We start from the raw sequence: 20418 nt of genomic DNA, 5'->3' as shown, positions 1-20418 counted from the left end.
AATTATCTTTGGTAAATGACTCTGCGCCTGAAAGTCAACTAAGTGCATCCTCCTGCTCCTTCATCTCTCTCCGGATATCTTCCCATGAAAATCCCCGCCTCATCAGATAGGCAATGATCTTTTTTTCCTCCTCCGGCGCTGTCTCTCCCGCCCTGTAATGCTTCTTCTCAAGCAAGACGCGGATTGCCTCGCCCGAATCATGTTCTGTCTCTTCCAGCTGCTCCCGGATGATCTCGCGCGATATGCCTTTTCGCTGCAGGTAAAGCTTCAATTCCGCCTGGCTTTTCCGCTTTCCATGAACCTGCAGGTAATTCGCCGCATATCTGGCATCGTCCACAAAATGATATTCCTGCAAAAATCCAATCGTCTCCTGCACGATCGAATCCGGATACCCGTCCTGGAAAAGGCGGCGGCACATTTCTCCTTCCGTCCGGTCCTGCACCTTCAAAAGATTCAGCGCCCGCTCATGTGCCCGGCGGCTTAAAAGATCCAAAAGCTCCCTCTCCGTTCTTTCTTCCAAAACCGCGCCCTCACAGACACCGTATTTTTCTAATTCCCCATTATATAAAAGAAAGGCAAAGTCCTCATCCGTGAAAACTTTGCACTTTCTCTTATCCAGGGATTCTACGCGTTCAATCCGCATATACAGCCCCTTTTCATAGCTACAGTTCACACGCTGCCAGCTGTAACTTTTCCTGTCACTGTTCACACATATGTACCCTGTAACAGGATTTTGCTCTATTTTTCGTCCTCTGCGTCCACTCCTACCGGCGGAAGCTCCGTCGGTGCTTCCTTGGACGCCTCCGGCACCATCGTGTCTTCGGAAAGTCCGTATTTGACACGTACCTTGTTCTCAATCTCAAGGCAGATTTCCGGATTTGCTGCCAGGAAATTCTTCGCGTTCTCGCGTCCCTGACCGATCTTGCTGCCCTCATAAGCATACCAGGCGCCGCTCTTCTCCACGATGTTCTCCTTCGCCGCCAGATCCAGGATATCGCCCTCACGGGAAATACCTTTTCCGAACATGATATCAAACTCTGCCTCACGGAATGGCGGAGCAATCTTGTTCTTCACAACCTTGATGCGGACACGGTTTCCAATCACTTCGCCACCCTGCTTCAGAGACTCAATTCGGCGGACATCCATGCGGACAGAAGAATAGAACTTGAGTGCCCGTCCACCGGTCGTAACCTCCGGGTTTCCGAACATGATACCAACCTTCTCACGCAGCTGGTTGATAAAGATAACGATACAATTTGAACGGCTGATTGCTGCGGTCAGCTTTCTGAGTGCCTGCGACATCAGACGTGCCTGCAGACCTACGTGGGAATCACCCATCTCGCCGTCAATCTCTGCCTTCGGAACCAGTGCGGCAACCGAGTCCACAATCACGATATCGATCGCACCGGAGCGCACCATTGTCTCGGTAATCTCAAGCGCCTGCTCGCCGTTGTCCGGCTGGGAGATATACAGATTATCGATATCAACACCGATCTTCTTCGCATATGCCGGATCGAGTGCGTGCTCTGCATCGATAAATCCAGCGATACCGCCTCTCTTCTGTACTTCTGCCACCATATGCAGGGCAACCGTCGTCTTACCACTGGACTCAGGTCCGTATACCTCGATGATTCGTCCCTTCGGAACACCGCCCAGTCCCAGTGCAATATCCAGGCTCAGGGAGCCGGTCGGAATCGTCTCTATATTCATATTCGCACCAGAATCACCCAGCTTCATCACTGAGCCTTTTCCGTATGCTTTCTCAATCTGTGTCAACGCAGCATCCAATGCTTTCAGCTTGTCTTCTTTATTCATCTTTCCCTCCAAAACGCCGCTCCGCGGCCAATCACGAACAAATGTTCTAAATTTAGTTCTATCATAGCGGATCCGGCTGTAAATGTCAACTGTTTTCTTTTGGTTTTCCCCCGGACGCACTGCAGGATGCTGCCGGATCTATAACCTGATTCTGCGATTCAAAGTATCTACAATTATATCATTTTCCGGCTGGTTCTGTCTATTATTTTGCCGAGAAAAGCTGCTACCCGAACTGTGTCGTACGGAATTTTCAGTTCGGAAAATTCCGTACGACACAGTTACGCTGCCACCATTACTGTTCACACAAAACCTTCCGTTGCAAAAATGCCTGCCTGTACACGTCATCTGGCACCGCCCCGCTTCTACTCTAACAGCCGCCCGATATCCAGTGCTCCCCAGCCCTGCTGGTTGCGCGGCAGCCCCAGATCCACTGCCCGCTCTTTAAAGCGAAGCTTCACATCCCGGTTCGTCATGTCCGGGTTCTGCTCCAGCAGAAGCGCCGCCGCCCCCGCGACAAGCGGCGTAGACATGGACGTCCCGCTTTTAAAACGGTACCCGTTCCGCCGCAGGTTACAGCTCACAATCCGTGATCCAGGCGCCACAATGTCCGGCTTGCAGATACAGGCGTCCGTCGGACCCCGCCCCGAATAGTCCACCATCCGGCTGCCTGCCACCTCTACCTCCCGGTCATCATCCGCACATCCCACCGTGATGACCTTCCGGCTGATCCCCGGTGTTGTGATCGTGTGCGCGGCTGGACCATTATTTCCCGCTGCCACCACGACCACATACCCGGCATCCCACGCCGCATCGACACCGCGCACCAACGCCGAATCTTCGCTCATTCCCTTCGGTGTAAAGGAGCCAACCGATATATTGATAATCCGGATCCCGTACTGGCTGCCATTCTGGCGCACCCAGCGAAGCCCTGCCAGCACATCCGATACATACCCATTTCCCCTCTGATCCAGCACTTTCAGGCAGACCAGCTGCGCCCCCGGCGCCACACCCTGATAGCGTCCCGCCGACGCCGTGCCGCTGCCGGCAATCATCCCTGCCACATGCGTTCCATGCCCATTGTCATCATACGGCTGCTGTTTTTTCTTAAGGAAATCCCGAAATCCGTAAACGCAATTTTCCAAATCCGGATGCAGAAATACCCCTGTGTCCAGGATCGCCACCCCGACGCCTTTTCCTGTCAGTCCTCGTCTGTACGCCTCATTGCAATGAATCCATTCTCTCGCCCGGTTCACAGGAAAAAGCCCCCATATTCTTCCCTTACTGTTAGAATATGGGGGCTTTCGCCGTATGTGAATGCAGCCTGTTATTTGTGGAAGCTGTAATAGACGGTTCCGCCTGCCAGTCCACCACGGAACTGCGCCAGCTCACTGACCGTCACCAGCTGATAGCCGCGCTCCACAAGCGCCGGAATGATCGTGACTGCCGCGTCACCGGAAGCATTGTAAAGCTCATGCATCAGAACCACCGAGCCATCTTTTACCTGGTTTAACACGGTCTGCACCGATGAAGCCGCATTGCGCGTCTTCCAGTCCAGCGTATCCACATCCCAGAGTACGATCGGCTGGCTGATATTGGCAAGCACAGTGCTGTTTTTTCCACCGCCCGGAAGACGGACTGTTTTCGGTGCCTCGCCTGTGATCGCGGCAACCGCCTGATTGCAGGCCTCCACCTGCTGACGAATCTCCTGTGCGCCTAACTTCTGGAGATACTTGTGATCCTGCGTGTGATTTCCAATCTCATGCCCATTGGCATACATCCGCTGAATCTCACTCTTATAGGAATTCACACGGTTTCCGACCACATAAAAGGTCACACGGCCGCCGTACTGCTCCGCGCAGTCCATGATGCGGTTTCCAACCGGGGCATACGGACCATCATCAAAGGTCAGTGCCACCATCGGTGCATTCGGATCGATATAACGACCGCCGCTGGCTACCATTCCATCCGGAACCTGGCTGTCCCCCTGCTCCGTTCCCTGTGTCTCAGAAGCAGTCTGTCCGTTATTTCCTGTCTCCTGGTTCTCTGTTGTCTGCTGTCCTTCCGCTGCGCCAGCATGATTCTCGCTGCCAGCAGCCGTCTGTGCATCCCCCGCCTCATTCTGGGAACCGGACGCCTGCTCCCGCCTCTGAATCAGCTCCATATCCGATGCCGGTCCGGACGGCACATCATCCGCATACGCCGCAAACGACGCCCCTACCGTACAGACCGCCGTAAGTAACAGTGCTGCTGCTCTCATTTTCCATGTTTTTCTCATACCGCTCCAAAACCTCCAAATTGTTTTCTTTTTCTTCTGCCATTCCGATGCAATCCGGAACAGCCGACCATGTGACATACTCACGTACAATGGTTTTATTATATCACACTCTTCCTTTATTAAGAACACTTCGTCCCATTTTACTTCTTACATTTTTCTGACAAGGTTAGTGTTCACGCATACGTGCCCAGTAACGGAATTTGCCGTGGCTTCGCATTTAAATACGGCAAATTCCTGCTGCCGCCACGTTCTCTTATGACGCTTTCGATCCCAAATGTGCCTGTAAACAGTTCCAAAGAATATTCATAAGTATTTTTAATAAATATTTCATATTGTGTAATACGCCTAATATATGATATGATAAAAATGATGTCGTTACGCATCACAACGCGTGCAACGTAACACATGGAGTTTATTGACAAAAGAGTTGAAAGGAAGTAACAAATGGGCGGATTTTTTGGTGTCACATCAAAAACAAACTGTACACTGGATCTTTTTTTTGGTACGGACTATCATTCCCATCTGGGAACACGACGCGGTGGTATGGCGGTTTATGGAGAAAACGGTTTCAGCCGTTCTATCCACAATATCGAGAATTCCCCGTTCCGTACAAAATTTGAGCACGATGTCGATGAAATGCAGGGTAACATGGGCATCGGCTGTATCTCAGATATGGAACCGCAGCCTCTGTTAATTCAGTCGCACTTAGGAAGCTATGCCATCACCACAGTCGGCAAGATCAATAATGAAAAAGAGCTGATTCAGGAAGCATTTAAGAAAGGGCATATTCATTTCATGGAAATGAGCGGCGGCAAGATCAATGCAACCGAGCTGGTCGGCGCCATCATCAGTCAGGCAGATTCCCTTGTTGAAGGTCTGAAACTGGCACAGGAAAAAATCAAGGGTTCCATGACCATTCTCCTGCTGACCCCGGAGGGCATCTATATCTCCCGTGACCGCCTCGGACGTACCCCGGCGATCATCGGACGCAAAGATGGTGCGTTCTGTGTTTCCTTTGAAAGCTTTGCATACATCAACCTTGGATACACGGACTACAAAGAACTGGGACCGGGCGAGATCGTCCGCATGAACGCCGACGGCGTAGAGGTACTCAGCCCGGCTCGCAAGGAAATGAAAATCTGTTCTTTCTTGTGGGTTTACTACGGTTATCCGACCTCCTGCTACGAAGGAATCAACGTCGAGGAAATGCGGTACCACTGCGGTCGTATGCTTGCCAAACGCGATCAGTCCGACGCCGATCTGGTAGCCGGAATCCCAGATTCCGGTATCGCGCATGCAGTCGGCTACGCCAATGAATCCGGCATTCCATTTGCCCGTCCATTCATTAAATATACCCCAACCTGGCCGCGTTCCTTCATGCCGACCACCCAGAGCCAGAGAAACCTGATCGCACGTATGAAGCTGATCCCGGTAGACGCCCTGATCCGCGACAAGAGCCTGCTCTTAATCGACGATTCCATCGTCCGCGGCACCCAGCTCGGCGAAACAACCGAATTCCTGTATCAGAGCGGTGCCAAAGCAGTACATATCCGTCCGGCTTGTCCGCCGCTGCTGTTTGGATGTAAATATCTGAACTTCTCCCGCTCCAATTCCGAGCTGGATCTCATCACACGCCGCATCATCCGCGACCGTGAGGGCGACAATGTTTCCCCGGAGCTTCTGGATGATTATGCAAACCCAGACAGCCAGAATTATAAGGAAATGGTCGAAGAAATCCGTAAACGCTTAAACTTTACCTCCCTGCAGTTCCACCGCCTCGACGATTTAATCGAATCGATTGGCCTGGAACCGTGCAAGCTGTGTACGTATTGCTGGAACGGAAAAGAATAATGTTGTAGAATACGTTTCTATGATAACCAAAATGGCAGCTCATCAATTTCTGCTGATGAGCTGCCATCTTTATTCTGTTAATTCTCTGCCAATCGTTTTATCAGCACCGTGCCTTTATAGTTTATACAAGCACACCGCCAATACCCACATCACTTCTGCCCTGTCACCATCATATAACGGTTATGTGCGTCCTTCAGACAGGCAATGAGCGGCTTCTGAGTCAGTGCAAAATACCTTTCCCGGATACTCTGCTGCATCTCGTCCAAATCCGTTTTCAAACTCTTTCCAAGCAGCATCGACACAACAAAATTGCGCGTCACCGACAAAATCGTATTGCACTCCAAATCAAGAATCTTTCCCGTCGCCCGTTCTACTACAAAACTCACATAAAACTCGCCGTGCAGGCTGTAAATCGCGTCCTCCTTGCTCGGTTTCGCCTGACCTACAACCAGAATCGTATCATCCTTATACATTATATCGTTTCCCCTTTTCTTCGAAACTGCCCTGATAAAAGCAGTTTCATCCATATACTGGTTTTATGATACCATGTTCTTAGGAAAGGTACAAGCTACGCTTCCTCGGAACCATATAAAATATGTAGGATTACAATACATCGTAAAAGGAACAGAAGAAACCAAACGCTCTCACATTATTTTTACGGATGCCGAATGGCTGCGGACTGATTTTGAAAAATCAATATTTTTTAGAATTTCCCAGCCTTCGCAGCTTCCTCAATCCCTACCGCAACCGCCACAGTAGCTCCGACCATCGGGTTATTACCCATACCGATCAGACCCATCATCTCTACGTGAGCCGGTACGGAGGAAGATCCTGCGAACTGTGCATCGGAGTGCATACGTCCCATGGTATCGGTCATGCCGTAGGAAGCCGGACCTGCTGCCATGTTATCTGGATGAAGGGTACGTCCTGTACCGCCGCCGGATGCTACGGAAAAGTATTTCTTGCCTTTCTCTACGCATTCCTTCTTATATGTACCTGCTACCGGATGCTGGAAACGGGTCGGGTTGGTGGAGTTACCGGTGATGGAAACGTCTACGCCCTCTTTCCACATGATCGCTACACCCTCGGTAACGTCATTTGCACCATAACAGTTTACTTTCGCACGAAGTCCCTTGGAGTAAGATTTTCTCCACAGTTCTTTCACTTCGCCTGTGTAATAATCCATCTCTGTCTCTACATATGTAAAGCCGTTGATACGGGAAATGATCTGAGCCGCATCTTTGCCAAGACCGTTTAAGATAACGCGAAGCGGTTTTTTACGAACTTTGTTTGCTTTCTCTGCGATACCGATCGCACCCTCTGCGGCTGCAAAGGACTCATGACCTGCCAGGAAGCAGAAGCAGTCGGTCTCTTCTTCCAGAAGCATCTTACCTAAGTTTCCATGTCCCAGACCTACTTTACGCTGATCTGCTACGGAACCCGGAATACAGAATGCCTGCAGTCCCTCGCCGATCGCTGCCGCCGCATCGGCAGCTCTGCGGCAGCCTTTCTTGATTGCGATTGCCGCGCCTACCGTGTAAGCCCAGCACGCATTTTCAAAACAGATTGGCTGGATCTTCTTTACCTGATCGTATACATCCAGTCCGGCATCCTTCGTGATCTTCTCAGCTTCTTCGATCGAAGCAATGCCATAGCTATTTAATACGGAATTGATCTTGTCAATTCGTCTCTCGTATGATTCAAATAATGCCATTGTGATGTTCCTCCTTAACTATGTACCCTGTGATTATTCCTGTCTCGGATCGATAATCTTAACTGCATCGTCTACACGGCCGTACTGACCTTTTGCCTTCTCATATGCAGTGGTCGGATCGTCGCCCTTCTTGATGAAGTCAGTCATCTTACCTAAGTTTACAAACTGGTAACCAATGATCTGATCTTCTTCATCCAGTGCAATTCCTGTTACATAGCCTTCTGCCATCTCAAGGTAACGCGGACCTTTTTTCAGAGTTCCGTACATCGTACCTACCTGAGAGCGGAGTCCTTTTCCAAGGTCTTCAAGGCCGGCACCAATCGGAAGCCCCTCTTCAGAAAACGCACTCTGCGTTCTGCCATATGCGATCTGGAGGAACAGCTCACGCATGGCGGTGTTGATTGCATCACAGACAAGGTCTGTATTTAATGCTTCCAGTACGGTTCTTCCCGGAAGAATCTCTGCTGCCATCGCTGCAGAATGGGTCATACCAGAACATCCGATCGTCTCTACCAGAGCCTCCTGAATGATACCTTCCTTAACATTCAGGGTCAGCTTACAAGCACCCTGCTGCGGCGCACACCAGCCAACACCGTGTGTTAAACCGGAAATATCCTTTACTTCTTTGGACTTAACCCACTTTGCCTCCTCCGGGATCGGAGCAGCGCCGTGATTTACGCCCTGGGCTACTGGACACATATTTTCTACTTCTTGTGAATAAATCATTGTAAGACTCCTTTCGAAATGATTGGATTTTGTACTTTGTTAATTTTATCACATCAATCCTGTCCCTATTATCTCACGAAATTCTCAATTCGTCCATATGTTTTTTGTAACTTTTCAGACGGTTTTCTCATCTTTCTTTCTCTCCAAAAAAACATACAAAAACACGACAAAACTAACGAACAGAATACATCCCTTTACCATGCTGGAAATACTTAACGCCCACCAGATACCGCTAAGTCCCATCACAGAGGACAACAACACCGCCACTGGGATGCGCGCGGAGGTAAAGGTCACGCTGACGATCGACGGATACAGCGTCCGCCCCAGACCGGAAAACGCACCGATCGAGGTCTGTTCCACCATCATAAACATCTGGCTCAGTCCCACGATCCGCAGGTAATTGACGCCGAGCGCCATGACCTCTTCTTCCTGCAAAAAGATCGAGAACAGCGGACGCGCCATTCCGATCAGCAAAAATGTCGTGCAGAGTCCCCACGCCGCCGTCATCGCGATCGCACAGAAATAGCCGCGGCGCACACGGTCATACCGCTTCGCCCCATAATTCTGTCCGAGGAATGCATTGACTGCCGCCGAAAAGCCATCTCCGACCATCCAGGAAACGGATTCAATCTGACTGCCAACACGCTGTGCCGCCACTGCCAGATCACCCCATCCGGTGATAAGGCGGGTCAGAATCATCGAAATTCCTGCGTAAATCAGGTTCTGCACCGCCGACGGCACACCGATCCGCACGATCTCCCTCCAAACCTTCACTGGAACCAGCACCCAGATACGCAGATGCGGAAACAGCACCTTTTCCCGCAGGACTGCCTTGAAAAACAGGAGGCTTACGAGCGCCTGTGCCGTGACCGTCGCAGCCGCTGCTCCGCTGACTCCCAGTTCCGGAAATGGTCCGATTCCAAAGATCAGCACCGGATCCAGCACAACATTGAAGACAAGCCCCGCCACATTGACGATAAACGGTGTCCGGCTATTTCCCGCCGCCGTCAAAAGTCCTGTCAAGATCGCATTTAGATAAGAAAAGATCACAAGCCCACAGGCGATCCGCACATACCATTCTGCCTGTGCAATCACCTCCGGGCTGTTTAATTTAAAAAATCCAATTAACCGACTGGCTCCAAAGAGCGAAACCAGCCCATACAGCACGGCAAACAAAATTCCCAACTGCAGCGCACCTCTCGCATACTGCGCCGCACTGTCATTTTCTCCCGCACCAAGACAATGGGCGGTCTTTACCTGACCGCCCGTCCTCGCCAAAATCGCAAATCCCTGTGAAAACCAGGTATACATACCTGCCGATCCCACCGCCGTGACGGCGCCTGCCCCGAGGCGTCCGATCCACGCCATATCAGTCAGATTGTAAAGCATCTGAACCAGAGAGGTCGCCATGATCGGAAGCGCCAGCCGGGTCAGTGCCGGGGCGATTGCTTCATTCAGCAAATCTACATGATGAGATTTCATTATTTTGCAGAAAGATACTCGTCGATGCCTCTTGCACCTGCTCGTCCGGCTTCCATCGCGAGAATAACCGTAGCCGCGCCAGTCACTGCGTCGCCTCCGGCGTAAACGCCCTCTTTCGTTGTCTTTCCATTGCTCTCATCCGCCACGATACATCTCCAGCGGTTGATCTCAAGACCTTTGGTCGTATTGGAAATCAGCGGGTTCGGGGAAGTACCCAGCGCCATGATAACGGTATCTGCATCGATCGTGAAATCGGAACCGACCACCTCAACCGGACGTCTTCTTCCAGATTCATCCGGCTCGCCAAGCTCCATACGGCGGCATACGATGCCTTTGACCCATCCGTTCTCATCCTCGAGAATCTCAACCGGGTTGGTCAGAAGGTCAAAATGGATGCCCTCCTCTTTTGCGTGATGTACTTCCTCCACACGTGCCGGAAGCTCTTTCTCACTTCTTCTATATACAATATGAACTTCTGCACCGAGACGCAGAGCCGTTCTTGCCGCATCCATCGCTACGTTTCCGCCGCCGACTACAACTACCTTCTTCGATTCCATGATCGGTGTGTCATAATCATCGCGGAATGCCTTCATCAGGTTATTTCTGGTCAGGTACTCATTTGCAGAAAATACGCCGTTGGCATTTTCACCCGGAATACCCATGAACTTCGGAAGTCCGGCACCAGAACCGATGAAGACTGCCTGGAAACCTTCTTCATCCATCAGTTCGTCGATTGTGATAGATTTTCCGATAACTACGTTTGTCTCAATCTTAACGCCCAGCTTGCGGACATTCTCGATCTCCGGCTGTACAACGCCGCTCTTCGGAAGACGGAACTCCGGAATGCCGTAGGTCAATACTCCGCCCGGCTCATGAAGTGCCTCGAAAATGGTTACTGCATAGCCCAGTTTTGCCAGATCGCCTGCACAGGTCAGACCTGCAGGACCGGAACCGATGACTGCTACTTTCTTTCCGTTTGTCTTCTCCGGCGCTGCCGGTACAAAACCATGCTCACGGGACCAGTCTGCCACGAAGCGCTCAAGTTTACCAATGGAAACCGCCTCGCCCTTGATACCGCGCACACACTGTCCCTCACACTGGGATTCCTGTGGGCAGACACGTCCACAGACTGCCGGAAGTGCCGAAGAAAGTGCGATGACTTTCGCTGCCTCCTCAATATTTCCCGCTTTTACTTCCTGGATAAACGCCGGAATATTGATGGAAACCGGGCATCCAGCGATACATTTTGCATTTTTACAGTTCAGACATCTCTCAGACTCCGCAACTGCTTCTTCCATATTATAGCCGAGACATACCTCTTTAAAATTAGTCGCACGTACCTTCGGATCCTGCTCTCTGACCGGCACCTTTTTCATCATATCTCTCTTTGCTTCCATTATTTGTCACCTCCGCACTGTCCGCATCCGCCGTGATGAGTATCGCCCTCTTTCAGGCGCAGCATCGCTCTGCCTTCCTGAGTCTTATAAATTCTCTGACGTTCCATCGCCTCGTCAAAATTAACAAGATGTCCATCAAACTCCGGTCCGTCTACGCAGGCAAATTTGACCTGGTCGCCTACGGTGACACGACAGGCACCACACATACCGGTTCCATCTACCATGATCGGGTTCAGGCTGACAATCGTCGGAATCTCCAGTTTTTTCGTCAGCAGGCAGACAAATTTCATCATGATCATCGGTCCGATTGCAACACAGACATCGTACTTGCGTCCCTGTTTTTCAACTAAATCCTCGATGACACCTGTAACCATACCTTTAATGCCAAAGCTGCCATCATCGGTTGTGATGTAAAGGTTTCCGGCTGCCTTCTCCATCTCCTCGGTCAGGATCAGCAGATCTTTGGTCTTAGAACCTACGATAACATCTACATCAATGCCGTGCTCATGCATCCATTTTACCTGCGGATAAACCGGAGCCGCACCGACACCGCCGGCTACGAAGAGGTATTTCTTCTTTTTCAGCTCTTCTACATCCTCATGGATAAACTCGGACGGATTTCCAAGCGGTCCTACGAAATCATGGAATGCATCCCCAGCCTTGAGGGTGCTCATCTTCTCGGTAGAAGCTCCCACGGTCTGGAATACGATCGTGATCGTTCCTGCCTGACGGTCAAAATCACAGATAGTCAGCGGGATTCTCTCGCCCTCTTCGCCCATCTTGACGATGACAAATTCGCCCGGCTCACATGCACGCGCTACACGCGGTGCTTCTACAACCATCAGATAAATCTTATCTGCCAGTTTTTCAGCTTTTAAAATCGGGTACATTCTATTCCTCCTTACTGTTATATGAACATTTTATTGTTTGACTTTTCAGAATTCTCGATTATTTTACCACTTTGTCCTATTTTTGACAACCTTAGAGCGATTCCTTTTCCAGCTTCCGATATTCCCTGAATTCATAGCATAAATTGAAAAATGTCTGCTCGCCGCTTCGTCTTACCAGTTCCCAGCCTTCTTTCTCCAGATCAACCATGTGTGTGTCTGCCACATAGGAAAAATCAATCCAGGTGATCTGCGCTGTGTCGCAGAACGGAAGGAACTGCCGGTAAACCGACTCGCCGCCGATGATGACGACATCTACATCTGTCAGATGTTTTTCCTGTTTCAGCTCGTCAATCCGCACCAGCGCCTCCTCGACACTATGGCAGATCTCTGCCCCCTTTACGCTCAGAGCCTTCTTTTTTGTCAAAATCAGGTTGATTCTGCCATCCAGCGGTCGCTGAGCCGGGAAGGTCAGAAACGTTTTATAGCCCATCACGATGATTTTTCCCATCGTTTCCTGCCGGAACAATTTCTGATCCGACGGGATCACCGTCAGCATCTGCCCTTTATTGCCGATACCCCAGTTCCGATCCACTGCCGCAATCAGCTGAAAATGTCTCGGAAACCGTTCCGGAAACTGTCTTTTGAGTGTCTTCATCATGCTCGCCGCATTGATATAGAATGCCTCGTCTGGCTGTTCTTTCTTATCTACATGAGAATGGAACACGCGCTCCATCTCCCGAAGCGCCGCCTCTTCTTCCGGGAACCGGTTCATAATATCAATCATGACATCACGGCTGTCACGAAGCTTCTGCATCAGGACATCCCAGATCGCCGCCTTATCCGCTTCACTGACAAAGCCATAGTGGTTTAAAATAATCTCTTTTGCATCCAATTCCGATGAATACTCTATCGATTCTTCTGCCGCCTTATAGTCTACCAGAAACGACGGCATATAACTCCCATCATGCCCCATGACGCCTACCGTCTCACTGCACAGCATCAACTCATCATCAATCAGGTAAGACATGGAACATTTCGTGTGGCCGATCGTCGCAAACGCGTAGATCGTATGGTCGCCCAGTTCGATCGTCTCGCCGTCCTCCAGCGATACATCAATCTGTAAATCTGCATCGTCATATTCCGAATCCCATGGAAGCCCCGCCGCTTCTGCCGCCTCGCCGCTTAGACGCCGGATCGTCTTCAAAGCGCCCGGTTTCACTAAAATTTCTTTTGCGCGCTCGGAAGCATATGTTTTCACCCCCGGCCATGCTTTCCGCACCGCCGGAAGCCCCGCTACATGATCATAATGGGAATGGGATAAAAGAACCGCGTCTAACTCTGCATCGCCCAGTTCTCTTTTTATATTTTCCACCATCTGATCGGCAGCATACGCCATCCCCGCCTCGAACAGGAGATTGGCTTTTCCCTTTATCAAAAACACCGCACCGCTTCCGCAGCCAGATACATCGATCACCGTCATTGCTTTCTCATCCTTTTTGTTTGAATTTAAAATCGAACCGAGAAAATTTGAACAAAAACAAATCCTCAAATCCATATTTCGTATTTGATTTTACTGGATCTTTATGAAAAATACAAGGACTGGTTCAAATCAGATGAATGTAAGGAATAATAGGGTAACTGTTCACAAATAGGAATTTTCTGAACTGAAAATTCTGTACGATACAGTTCTCACAGCAGATTTTGCCGATTTGGAATGCGCAGCATCGGCAAAATCCCGTTGCTGGGCACACATGTGTGAGCAGTAACATAATGGGATTTTTAATAACAGAATGCCGCAATTTCATTCCAAACAAACGGAACAATATCTGAGCGGGTGTGGCTGGGATACTCGGACAGATTTTCTAAATTATAAAAAGGATCGGCACCGATATGAAATCGTGTGTTTCGTTACACAGATTCCGGATCAGCGCCGATCCTCTGGGTGGTTGGTTTTAATTTAGTAAATTATGGGGAAGAGCTGCACCCCAGCATGCTCAGTGGCTTCAGCGTGCTCAGTGCCCCAGCTCAAAAAAGCTGCGCTTTTCTTCGCTGGACGGGCTGCGCCCTATAAATCAGTCCAGCAAGACAGTTCCTTATGTGCAAGCACAACGTTCCTGTCTTACTGCCCTGCTTTGCACTGCTTATGCCTCAACCATGTACGGATATGTTACATCCAGGCACGGTACTCTGAGTTCTTTGATGGTTCTCGGGCTTAACCAGCGATACATGTTGATCTCGCTGCCGGCTTTGTCGTTGGTTCCGGATGCTCTTGCACCACCGAACGGCTGCTGGCCGATAACTGCACCGGTCGGCTTGTCGTTGATGTAGAAGTTTCCGGCTGTTCCTTTAAGTGCATCTTCCATCTTAACGATAGCTTCGCGGTCATCTGCAAAGATTGCTCCGGACAGACCATAGGACGTTGCGGTATCGCAGCTTGCCAGAGTCTCATCCAGTTTGTCATCCGGATATACATATACGGTCATAACCGGTCCAAAAATTTCCTCTACCATAGTCTTGAAATCTGGCTTCTTAGCCTCAATCAGGGTCGGATATATGAAATATCCCTTGGAATCATCGTATCCGCCGCAGATAACTTCTGCATCCTCGGATGCTTTTGCATAGTCGATGTACTCTTTGTTGGTCTTGAATGCGGATGCATCGATAACAGCACCCATCAGGTTTCTGAAATCGGTTATATCGCCAATTTTAATCTTCTCAATCTCTGCCAGCATACCCTCTTTAACCTGCGGCCAGATGCTTGCCGGAACAAATGCACGGGAAGCTGCGGAGCACTTCTGTCCCTGATACTCGTAGGATGCTCTTGTCAGAGCTGCTACCAGACCCGGTACGTCTGCGGAATTGTGAGCAAAGATGAAGTCCTTTCCACCAGTCTCGCCAACCAGACGCGGATATGTTTTGTATTTCTTGATGTTCTCGCCTACTAAGGAGTAAACACCGCTGAACACTTCGGTAGAACCTGTGAAATGGAATCCTGCCAGGTTCGGATCGCTTAATACGTACTTGCTCATGTCAGAACCACGGCTCGGTACAAAGTTGATAACACCTGCCGGAAGTCCTGCAGCCATCAGGGTCTGCATTACATAGTAGTTGGAAAGAACTGCTGTGGTAGCCGGTTTCCAGAGAACTACGTTACCTGCGATCGCCGGAGCGGTCGGAAGGTTAGCACCGATGGATGTGAAGTTGAATGGGGAAATCGCGGTTACGAAACCTTCCAGCGGACGGTACTCGATGCGGTTCCAAACATTCGGTGTGTTGTTCGGCTGTCTGTCATAAATCTGCTGTAAGTAGTATACGTTGAAACGAAGGAAATCAATCAGCTCGCAGGTATCAATCTCAGCCTGATATGCGGTCTTGCTCTGTCCTAACATGGTAGCTGCATTTACTTTATCTCTCATCGGACCAGCGATTAAATCAGCTGCTTTTAAGAAGATAGATACGCGGTGTTCCATCGGCATCTCGGTCCATGCTTTTCTAGCTGCCAGAGCTGCTGCAATTGCATCCTTTAACTCTTTCTCACCGCCGGAAGCTGCTTCTGCGATTACATGAGCATGGTCATGCGGCATAACTGCTTTGGTCTTTCTCTCTGTCCAAACTTCCTTACCACCGATGATCATCGGAACCTGAACAACCTGTGCGGACTGGCGCTCCAGCTCTTTCTTTAAGCTGGCTCTCTCCGGGCTTCCCGGAAGATATGCTTTTACCGGCTCATTTTTCGGCATCTCTACTTTGAAATATCCATTGCTCATTGCTCATCTCTCCTTTTTGACATTTTGTCTCATTTGTGATTATGATATAAAAACTTTTCTCGCTTTATTTTCATGAAATCTAACTCTTTCTTGTTATTTTTCATATCAATGAATTTCTATGGCTAAATATTAGCACGTTTTTCATTTTGTGTCAATACTATTTCATATTTAAAAATACATATTTTCATTATATTTTTCTGTGCATATCGCATAATATCTTTGCTTTTTCCTGTATTCTGTTTTGGATTGTAATTTTTATCGATCTTACTGTTCACGCATACGTGCCCAGTAACGGAATTTGCCGTGGCTTCGCATTTAAATACGGTAAATTCCTGCTGCCACCACGTTTTCTTACGGTACTTCTGCTTCCAAAAGTGCCCACCCGGGAACAGTAACTATCGATTCTTGTAATTCTGTATGTTTTTTTATGCTTTGTTTACGGGACATGGTTTTTGTGGTATACTGATCCCGCCTGAAACAACTCACAAAAGTGAGTTTATCCTGAAAATAATTCACTTATATGAAAAAAGGAGTTTGATTATGCTTAAATTAGAACGTACCAGCGTCATGAATCTGGAAAATGCCATGCGCGGTGCCCGCAATCCGATGAACAGCTGGGGACGGATGGACAGCTTTTATGATGAGAATGGCGAATATAAACTGGGACCGAACGATCTCGACCTTGCGAAACGTCTCCGCAAAGCAGGCAGCGACCACCGCAAGTTTCTGCGCCAGGTATTTGTCTCAGTCGATGTGACCGCACCTCTCTACTGGTGGAAAGAATATGATACTTATAAAGTAGCGACCGTCGCCAATTCAACCAGCACGATGCACAAAATCGCCAGCAAACCGTTTTCGATGGACGATTTCAGCTGCGACCACATGACAGCCGGAACACGCGCATTTATGGAAACAGTTGTCGCCAAGCTGGAGGAAATCCGCCTGCGTTATCTGGAGACAAAGAATAAGGATGACTGGTATGATATGATCCAGCTGCTGCCGAGCAGTTATAATCAGATGCGGACTTGTTCGTTTAATTATGAGACACTGATTAATATTTATTATGCCAGAAAGGATCATAAGCTGGCGGAGTGGCATACATTCTGTGACTGGATCAAGACTTTGCCGTATGGGGAAGAATTGATTATTGGGGAAGGAAAATAGATAATTAGTTTGGTTTTCGTGAGAGGGACAGAGAAAAAGCCGCCCGGGCAAAAATGATCAGGTTTCGAAGACTGGGATTTTCTAGGCATCTTCGGTTTGATTAAAAACAGAAAGAAATCCTCACAAAGCAAGTTTGTTGCGGTTTCTTTCAACATCAAATCCGAATCTGCCAAGTAAATCCACAGTCTCGAAAATTCCATTTTTGCTCTGGCGGCTTTTTCTCCTGTTTATTGGATGATAACTTGGTAAAATTTAAGATCCTGGTGTCATCCAGCGCATGAATGCGGCTGGATGACGGCGTAGGATCTTTTTTCGTTCCGTATGATAAATTACTTTGTCCACCATCTACTTTCTTATCTAACTATATTCAAGAAAGTCCCCCATGTCTTTCTTCTAAATACTGAATGTGCGCTTAGAAGAAATGTTTAGTTATGGCAGAGAACTGGCATTCCCTTGTATACTTTCTCGTAGAGAAGTTTTGCTTTATCAACCGGCAGATTGATGCAGCCGTGGCTGCCGGAATACTGGTAGATGGTTCCGCCGAATTTACTTCTCCAGCTTGCGTCATGGAAACCGATGCCGCCGTTGAATGGCATCCAATAGTCTACGTGACTTTCATATTCATATGTGCCGTCTGCCCGTTTGGCGCCGCGCAGAACGCGGTCGGCCTGCTTGTAGGTCAGGCTGTAAATACCTTCCGGGGTTGTGTAGTTTTTGGATACGTTTCCGGTTACGCACGGAGCATCCCAAGTCAGGGCGCCGTTTTCATACATATATACATGCTGGGCGCCGAAATCAACTTCTGCGTAGGTATTGCCCCAGTCTGCGTCTGAATGGCTGGCTGCCTGCTGGGAGAACTGGACTTCACGTTCCTGATTGATACCTGTCTGCGCCATCAGAACCAGGTTGTCTGTCTCTGCAGTCTGGTCAATCTTCCATCCATAAGGGCCTGTCAAGGCTACCTCTTTTCCGGAAGTGGTATGGAAAGTACGGGTAGTTCCAGCTGTGTCGTATTTCGCTGCCAGCGCCTTGATGTAAGCAGCTGCCTTATCGCGGTCTACAGTAATGACACCATTCTCGCCGCCTGTATACCAGCTGACATATTCAGTACCGGACAGTGTCTCGGTCGCATCACCGATATGGAAGGTGATGGTCGCATTTTTAGCCTGGTTCATCTGGGCGCAGAGTGCTTTTAAGGATGCATCGCCGGAAGTCACCTGGATCGGTGTGTAACATCCCAATGCTTCCAGATCGATCTCTGTCATGCCGGAGGCGATCGCCGCATTGATCGCCGTCTGTACCTTTGCCTTATCCACAGATTCTCCCTTTACTTCCGGAACAATCGTGAAATTTTTTCCTTCTTCCCAGGCGGATATATGGGCATCTACCGTCGGTGCTACACTATCTGACATACAATTTAAGGAAGCAATGCGGTTTGCAAGCATCGTCTGATCGCAGGAAAGCGGCATCGCGATCGTCAGCGCTCCTGCTCCAGCTGCCCCTGCTGCCTGCTGGTCAATCGCTGCCTGCAGCTCATTTGTAATCACTACTTTATAGCCGATCTCCGCTGCGGTGATCTCTTCTGTCTTGCCTCCACGTTCTTTAATCGTTAATTTATAAGAACCGTAATTCTGCTCCAGCTTTGCCTTCGCTTCCTCATTGCTCATTCCGCCGACTGCGACGCCATTTACACTTGTTCCATTTGCAAAACTGCCATCTGCCAGTACTGGCTGTGCAAACATCAGCACCAGTGCAGCTGCTGCACCAGTCATTTTAAGTATACTCATACTTTTATTTTTCATTTTTTCACAAACCTCTCTGCCGCGCCACATGGCTGCGGCCTGTATATATGGATTCTGAATCCTTATTATAGCAGAGTCGGAAAAAAAGTCCAGACCGATTCTAAAAAAGATCGTCAAAAGATCCGATTCGTAAGAATTTCTTAACGGTTCCTTTTTTCTTTCCTTTTTCTTTCATTTTTTCCATATTCATGATTGCAGTTTTTCCATTTTGCAGTATGATGGTATTCATTGCAAATGGGAAGTATAACTTTCAGAACGTCCTTAAAAATGTTTAAAATTTTCATGTTCCCAAAAGCGCCAAAAGGACCGCCGCATCTGGCATGCCCTCTTCTAAGTAAACAAGATTTTTATTGTTATCTTGGTCTGCTTAAAAGGAAATATGCCAGTCTGCGGCAGTCCTTCTTTCTATTTCCGGTCAATTTCCGGATTGACATGCACCATAATGTGTTTTACCTTCGGAAATGTCTTTTCAATGCTGTTATGCACCACCTCGGCAATCTTGTGCGCCTCCCGCAGCGGCATGGAACCATCTACCTCAATCTCAATGTCCGCATAAATTTTATTGCCAAAGATCCGCGTCTGAAGCAGGTCAATCCGCGCCACATCTGGATTCTGAAGAACGCAGGCGCGCAGCTGTTCTTCAGTCTTCTCATCACAGGAATGATCGACCATTTTATCCATCGCATCTTTAAAAATCTCATACGCCGCTTTCACGATAAAGACGAAAATAACCAGGCTCGCGATCGGATCCATGACCGGAAATCCCATTCTTGCGCCCACGATTCCGACCAGCGCACCGATCGAGGAAAACGCATCGGAACGGTGATGCCATGCATCTGCCATCAGTGCGCTGGAATCAATCTTTTTCGCATAATATCGGGTGTACCAGTACATCGCTTCTTTACTGACAATGGATATAACAGCCGCTGCCAGCGCCAGCATTCCCGGAACCTGCAGGTGACTGTATTCTCCCTTGAGCACGTCCGTAAGCGCCTCCACGCCAATCCCCAGACCTGTCATAAAGAGAACCATCGAGAGGACAATCGCAGCCACACACTCCATCCGCTCATGTCCATACGGGTGCTCCTTGTCCGGCTGTTTGGACGACAGCCTAATTCCAATCACCACGATCATCGTGCTGAACACATCGGACGCCGAATGGATACTGTCACTGATCATCGCATTCGAATGTGCGAACACACCCGCTAACAGCTTCATAAACGACAAAAGGATGTTCACTACTATCGTTACAAAAGACACCTGATTTGCCACCTTCTGAAAATCGTTCTGTTTCATATTCGTTACCTCCAAAAAATATCTCATGGCACTAACGATAGGTGGGTGCTGCGGTTTAACCCGTAAAAAAGTATAAAAAAACACCCACGAACCAGTATGAGTAACTACTGTCCCGTGGATGAAACTAACTTCCACTGTCGCTTCTGCGACCCGACCCCATGATATTCACGGTCTGCTCAGTTTGTACTGTAGTTTGATATGCAGTGCAAAGAGTTTATGATGAATAATAGCACAAGTTT

At 49.0% G+C, this 20418-nt stretch carries 16 protein-coding genes and 1 riboswitch; of the genes, 2 read left to right on the top strand and 14 right to left on the bottom strand.

All coding sequences use genetic code 11. The annotated features are described in order from the left end of the window. Nucleotides 1-34: 34 nt before the first annotated feature. From DXB70_RS02810 to DXB70_RS02795, 4 genes are all read right to left on the bottom strand, one after another. Nucleotides 35-643, bottom strand: coding sequence for a regulatory protein RecX (locus DXB70_RS02810; protein ID WP_107000341.1), 609 nt, complete (start codon nucleotides 641-643; stop codon nucleotides 35-37). Nucleotides 644-738: 95 nt separating this feature from the next. Beyond that, nucleotides 739-1815 (bottom strand): recombinase RecA, encoded by a 1077-nt coding sequence (gene recA, locus DXB70_RS02805; protein WP_107000342.1) that lies wholly within the window; start codon nucleotides 1813-1815, stop codon nucleotides 739-741. Nucleotides 1816-2177: 362 nt separating this feature from the next. After that, on the bottom strand, nucleotides 2178-3068 hold the full coding sequence (locus tag DXB70_RS02800; protein WP_022359678.1) for a S8 family peptidase: 891 nt from the start codon (nucleotides 3066-3068) through the stop codon (nucleotides 2178-2180). Between the two features lie 71 nt (nucleotides 3069-3139). Continuing rightward, the gene (locus tag DXB70_RS02795; RefSeq protein WP_117796355.1) at nucleotides 3140-4090 is read right to left on the bottom strand and encodes a polysaccharide deacetylase family protein; all 951 of its coding nucleotides are present in this window, start codon (nucleotides 4088-4090) and stop codon (nucleotides 3140-3142) included. A 444-nt stretch (nucleotides 4091-4534) separates the two neighbouring features. On the opposite strand from DXB70_RS02795, the gene DXB70_RS02790 reads away from it, so the two are divergent. After that, nucleotides 4535-5941, top strand: coding sequence for an amidophosphoribosyltransferase (locus tag DXB70_RS02790; RefSeq protein WP_107000345.1), 1407 nt, complete (start codon nucleotides 4535-4537; stop codon nucleotides 5939-5941). Between the two features lie 149 nt (nucleotides 5942-6090). Here the strand turns inward: DXB70_RS02790 and DXB70_RS02785 are convergent, their stop codons facing one another. From DXB70_RS02785 to pruA, 8 genes are all read right to left on the bottom strand, one after another. Beyond that, nucleotides 6091-6414, bottom strand: coding sequence for a DUF3870 domain-containing protein (locus DXB70_RS02785; RefSeq protein ID WP_022359681.1), 324 nt, complete (start codon nucleotides 6412-6414; stop codon nucleotides 6091-6093). 230 nt (nucleotides 6415-6644) lie between these two features. Beyond that, nucleotides 6645-7655, bottom strand: a complete 1011-nt coding sequence (locus tag DXB70_RS02780) for a GGGtGRT protein (protein WP_022359682.1) — start codon at nucleotides 7653-7655, stop codon at nucleotides 6645-6647. 33 nt (nucleotides 7656-7688) lie between these two features. Then, nucleotides 7689-8381 (bottom strand): hypothetical protein, encoded by a 693-nt coding sequence (locus tag DXB70_RS02775; protein WP_022359683.1) that lies wholly within the window; start codon nucleotides 8379-8381, stop codon nucleotides 7689-7691. 114 nt (nucleotides 8382-8495) lie between these two features. After that, nucleotides 8496-9842, bottom strand: a complete 1347-nt coding sequence (locus DXB70_RS02770) for an MATE family efflux transporter (RefSeq protein WP_347475157.1) — start codon at nucleotides 9840-9842, stop codon at nucleotides 8496-8498. A gap of 20 nt (nucleotides 9843-9862) precedes the next feature. Further along, the gene (gene gltA / locus DXB70_RS02765; protein WP_118467845.1) at nucleotides 9863-11260 is read right to left on the bottom strand and encodes an NADPH-dependent glutamate synthase; all 1398 of its coding nucleotides are present in this window, start codon (nucleotides 11258-11260) and stop codon (nucleotides 9863-9865) included. After that, complete coding sequence (locus DXB70_RS02760) at nucleotides 11260-12150, bottom strand: sulfide/dihydroorotate dehydrogenase-like FAD/NAD-binding protein (RefSeq protein WP_022359686.1); 891 nt, start codon at nucleotides 12148-12150, stop codon at nucleotides 11260-11262. Before DXB70_RS02760 ends, gltA begins: the two co-directional genes overlap by 1 nt. Nucleotides 12151-12241: 91 nt before the next feature. Continuing rightward, a complete protein-coding gene (locus DXB70_RS14605; RefSeq protein WP_338126567.1) occupies nucleotides 12242-13630 on the bottom strand; it encodes a dihydrofolate reductase in 1389 nt (462 codons plus the stop codon). Nucleotides 13631-14291: 661 nt separating this feature from the next. Then, entirely contained in the window at nucleotides 14292-15917 is a 1626-nt protein-coding gene (pruA, locus tag DXB70_RS02750) for an L-glutamate gamma-semialdehyde dehydrogenase (RefSeq protein WP_118672615.1), read from the bottom strand. Between the two features lie 540 nt (nucleotides 15918-16457). Between pruA and DXB70_RS02745 the strand changes: the two genes are divergently transcribed. Further along, on the top strand, nucleotides 16458-17081 hold the full coding sequence (locus tag DXB70_RS02745) for a hypothetical protein (RefSeq protein WP_117796349.1): 624 nt from the start codon (nucleotides 16458-16460) through the stop codon (nucleotides 17079-17081). Between the two features lie 425 nt (nucleotides 17082-17506). Here DXB70_RS02745 and DXB70_RS02740 read toward each other — a convergent pair whose 3' ends face one another. Both DXB70_RS02740 and DXB70_RS02735 read right to left on the bottom strand, forming a co-directional pair. Next, a complete protein-coding gene (locus DXB70_RS02740; protein WP_227589627.1) occupies nucleotides 17507-18868 on the bottom strand; it encodes a L,D-transpeptidase family protein in 1362 nt (453 codons plus the stop codon). A gap of 420 nt (nucleotides 18869-19288) precedes the next feature. Next, entirely contained in the window at nucleotides 19289-20179 is an 891-nt protein-coding gene (locus tag DXB70_RS02735; RefSeq protein ID WP_118672614.1) for a cation diffusion facilitator family transporter, read from the bottom strand. 105 nt (nucleotides 20180-20284) lie between these two features. Then, nucleotides 20285-20369, bottom strand: a riboswitch (NiCo riboswitch). Nucleotides 20370-20418 lie beyond the last annotated feature (49 nt).

The sequence above is a fragment of the Clostridium sp. OM05-5BH genome (genome assembly GCF_003481505.1).
In the GTDB taxonomy this organism is placed as follows: domain Bacteria; phylum Bacillota; class Clostridia; order Lachnospirales; family Lachnospiraceae; genus Otoolea; species Otoolea fessa.
Note: the sequence above shows the minus strand (reverse complement) of the source record. Positions and strands in the feature narration are given on the sequence as shown.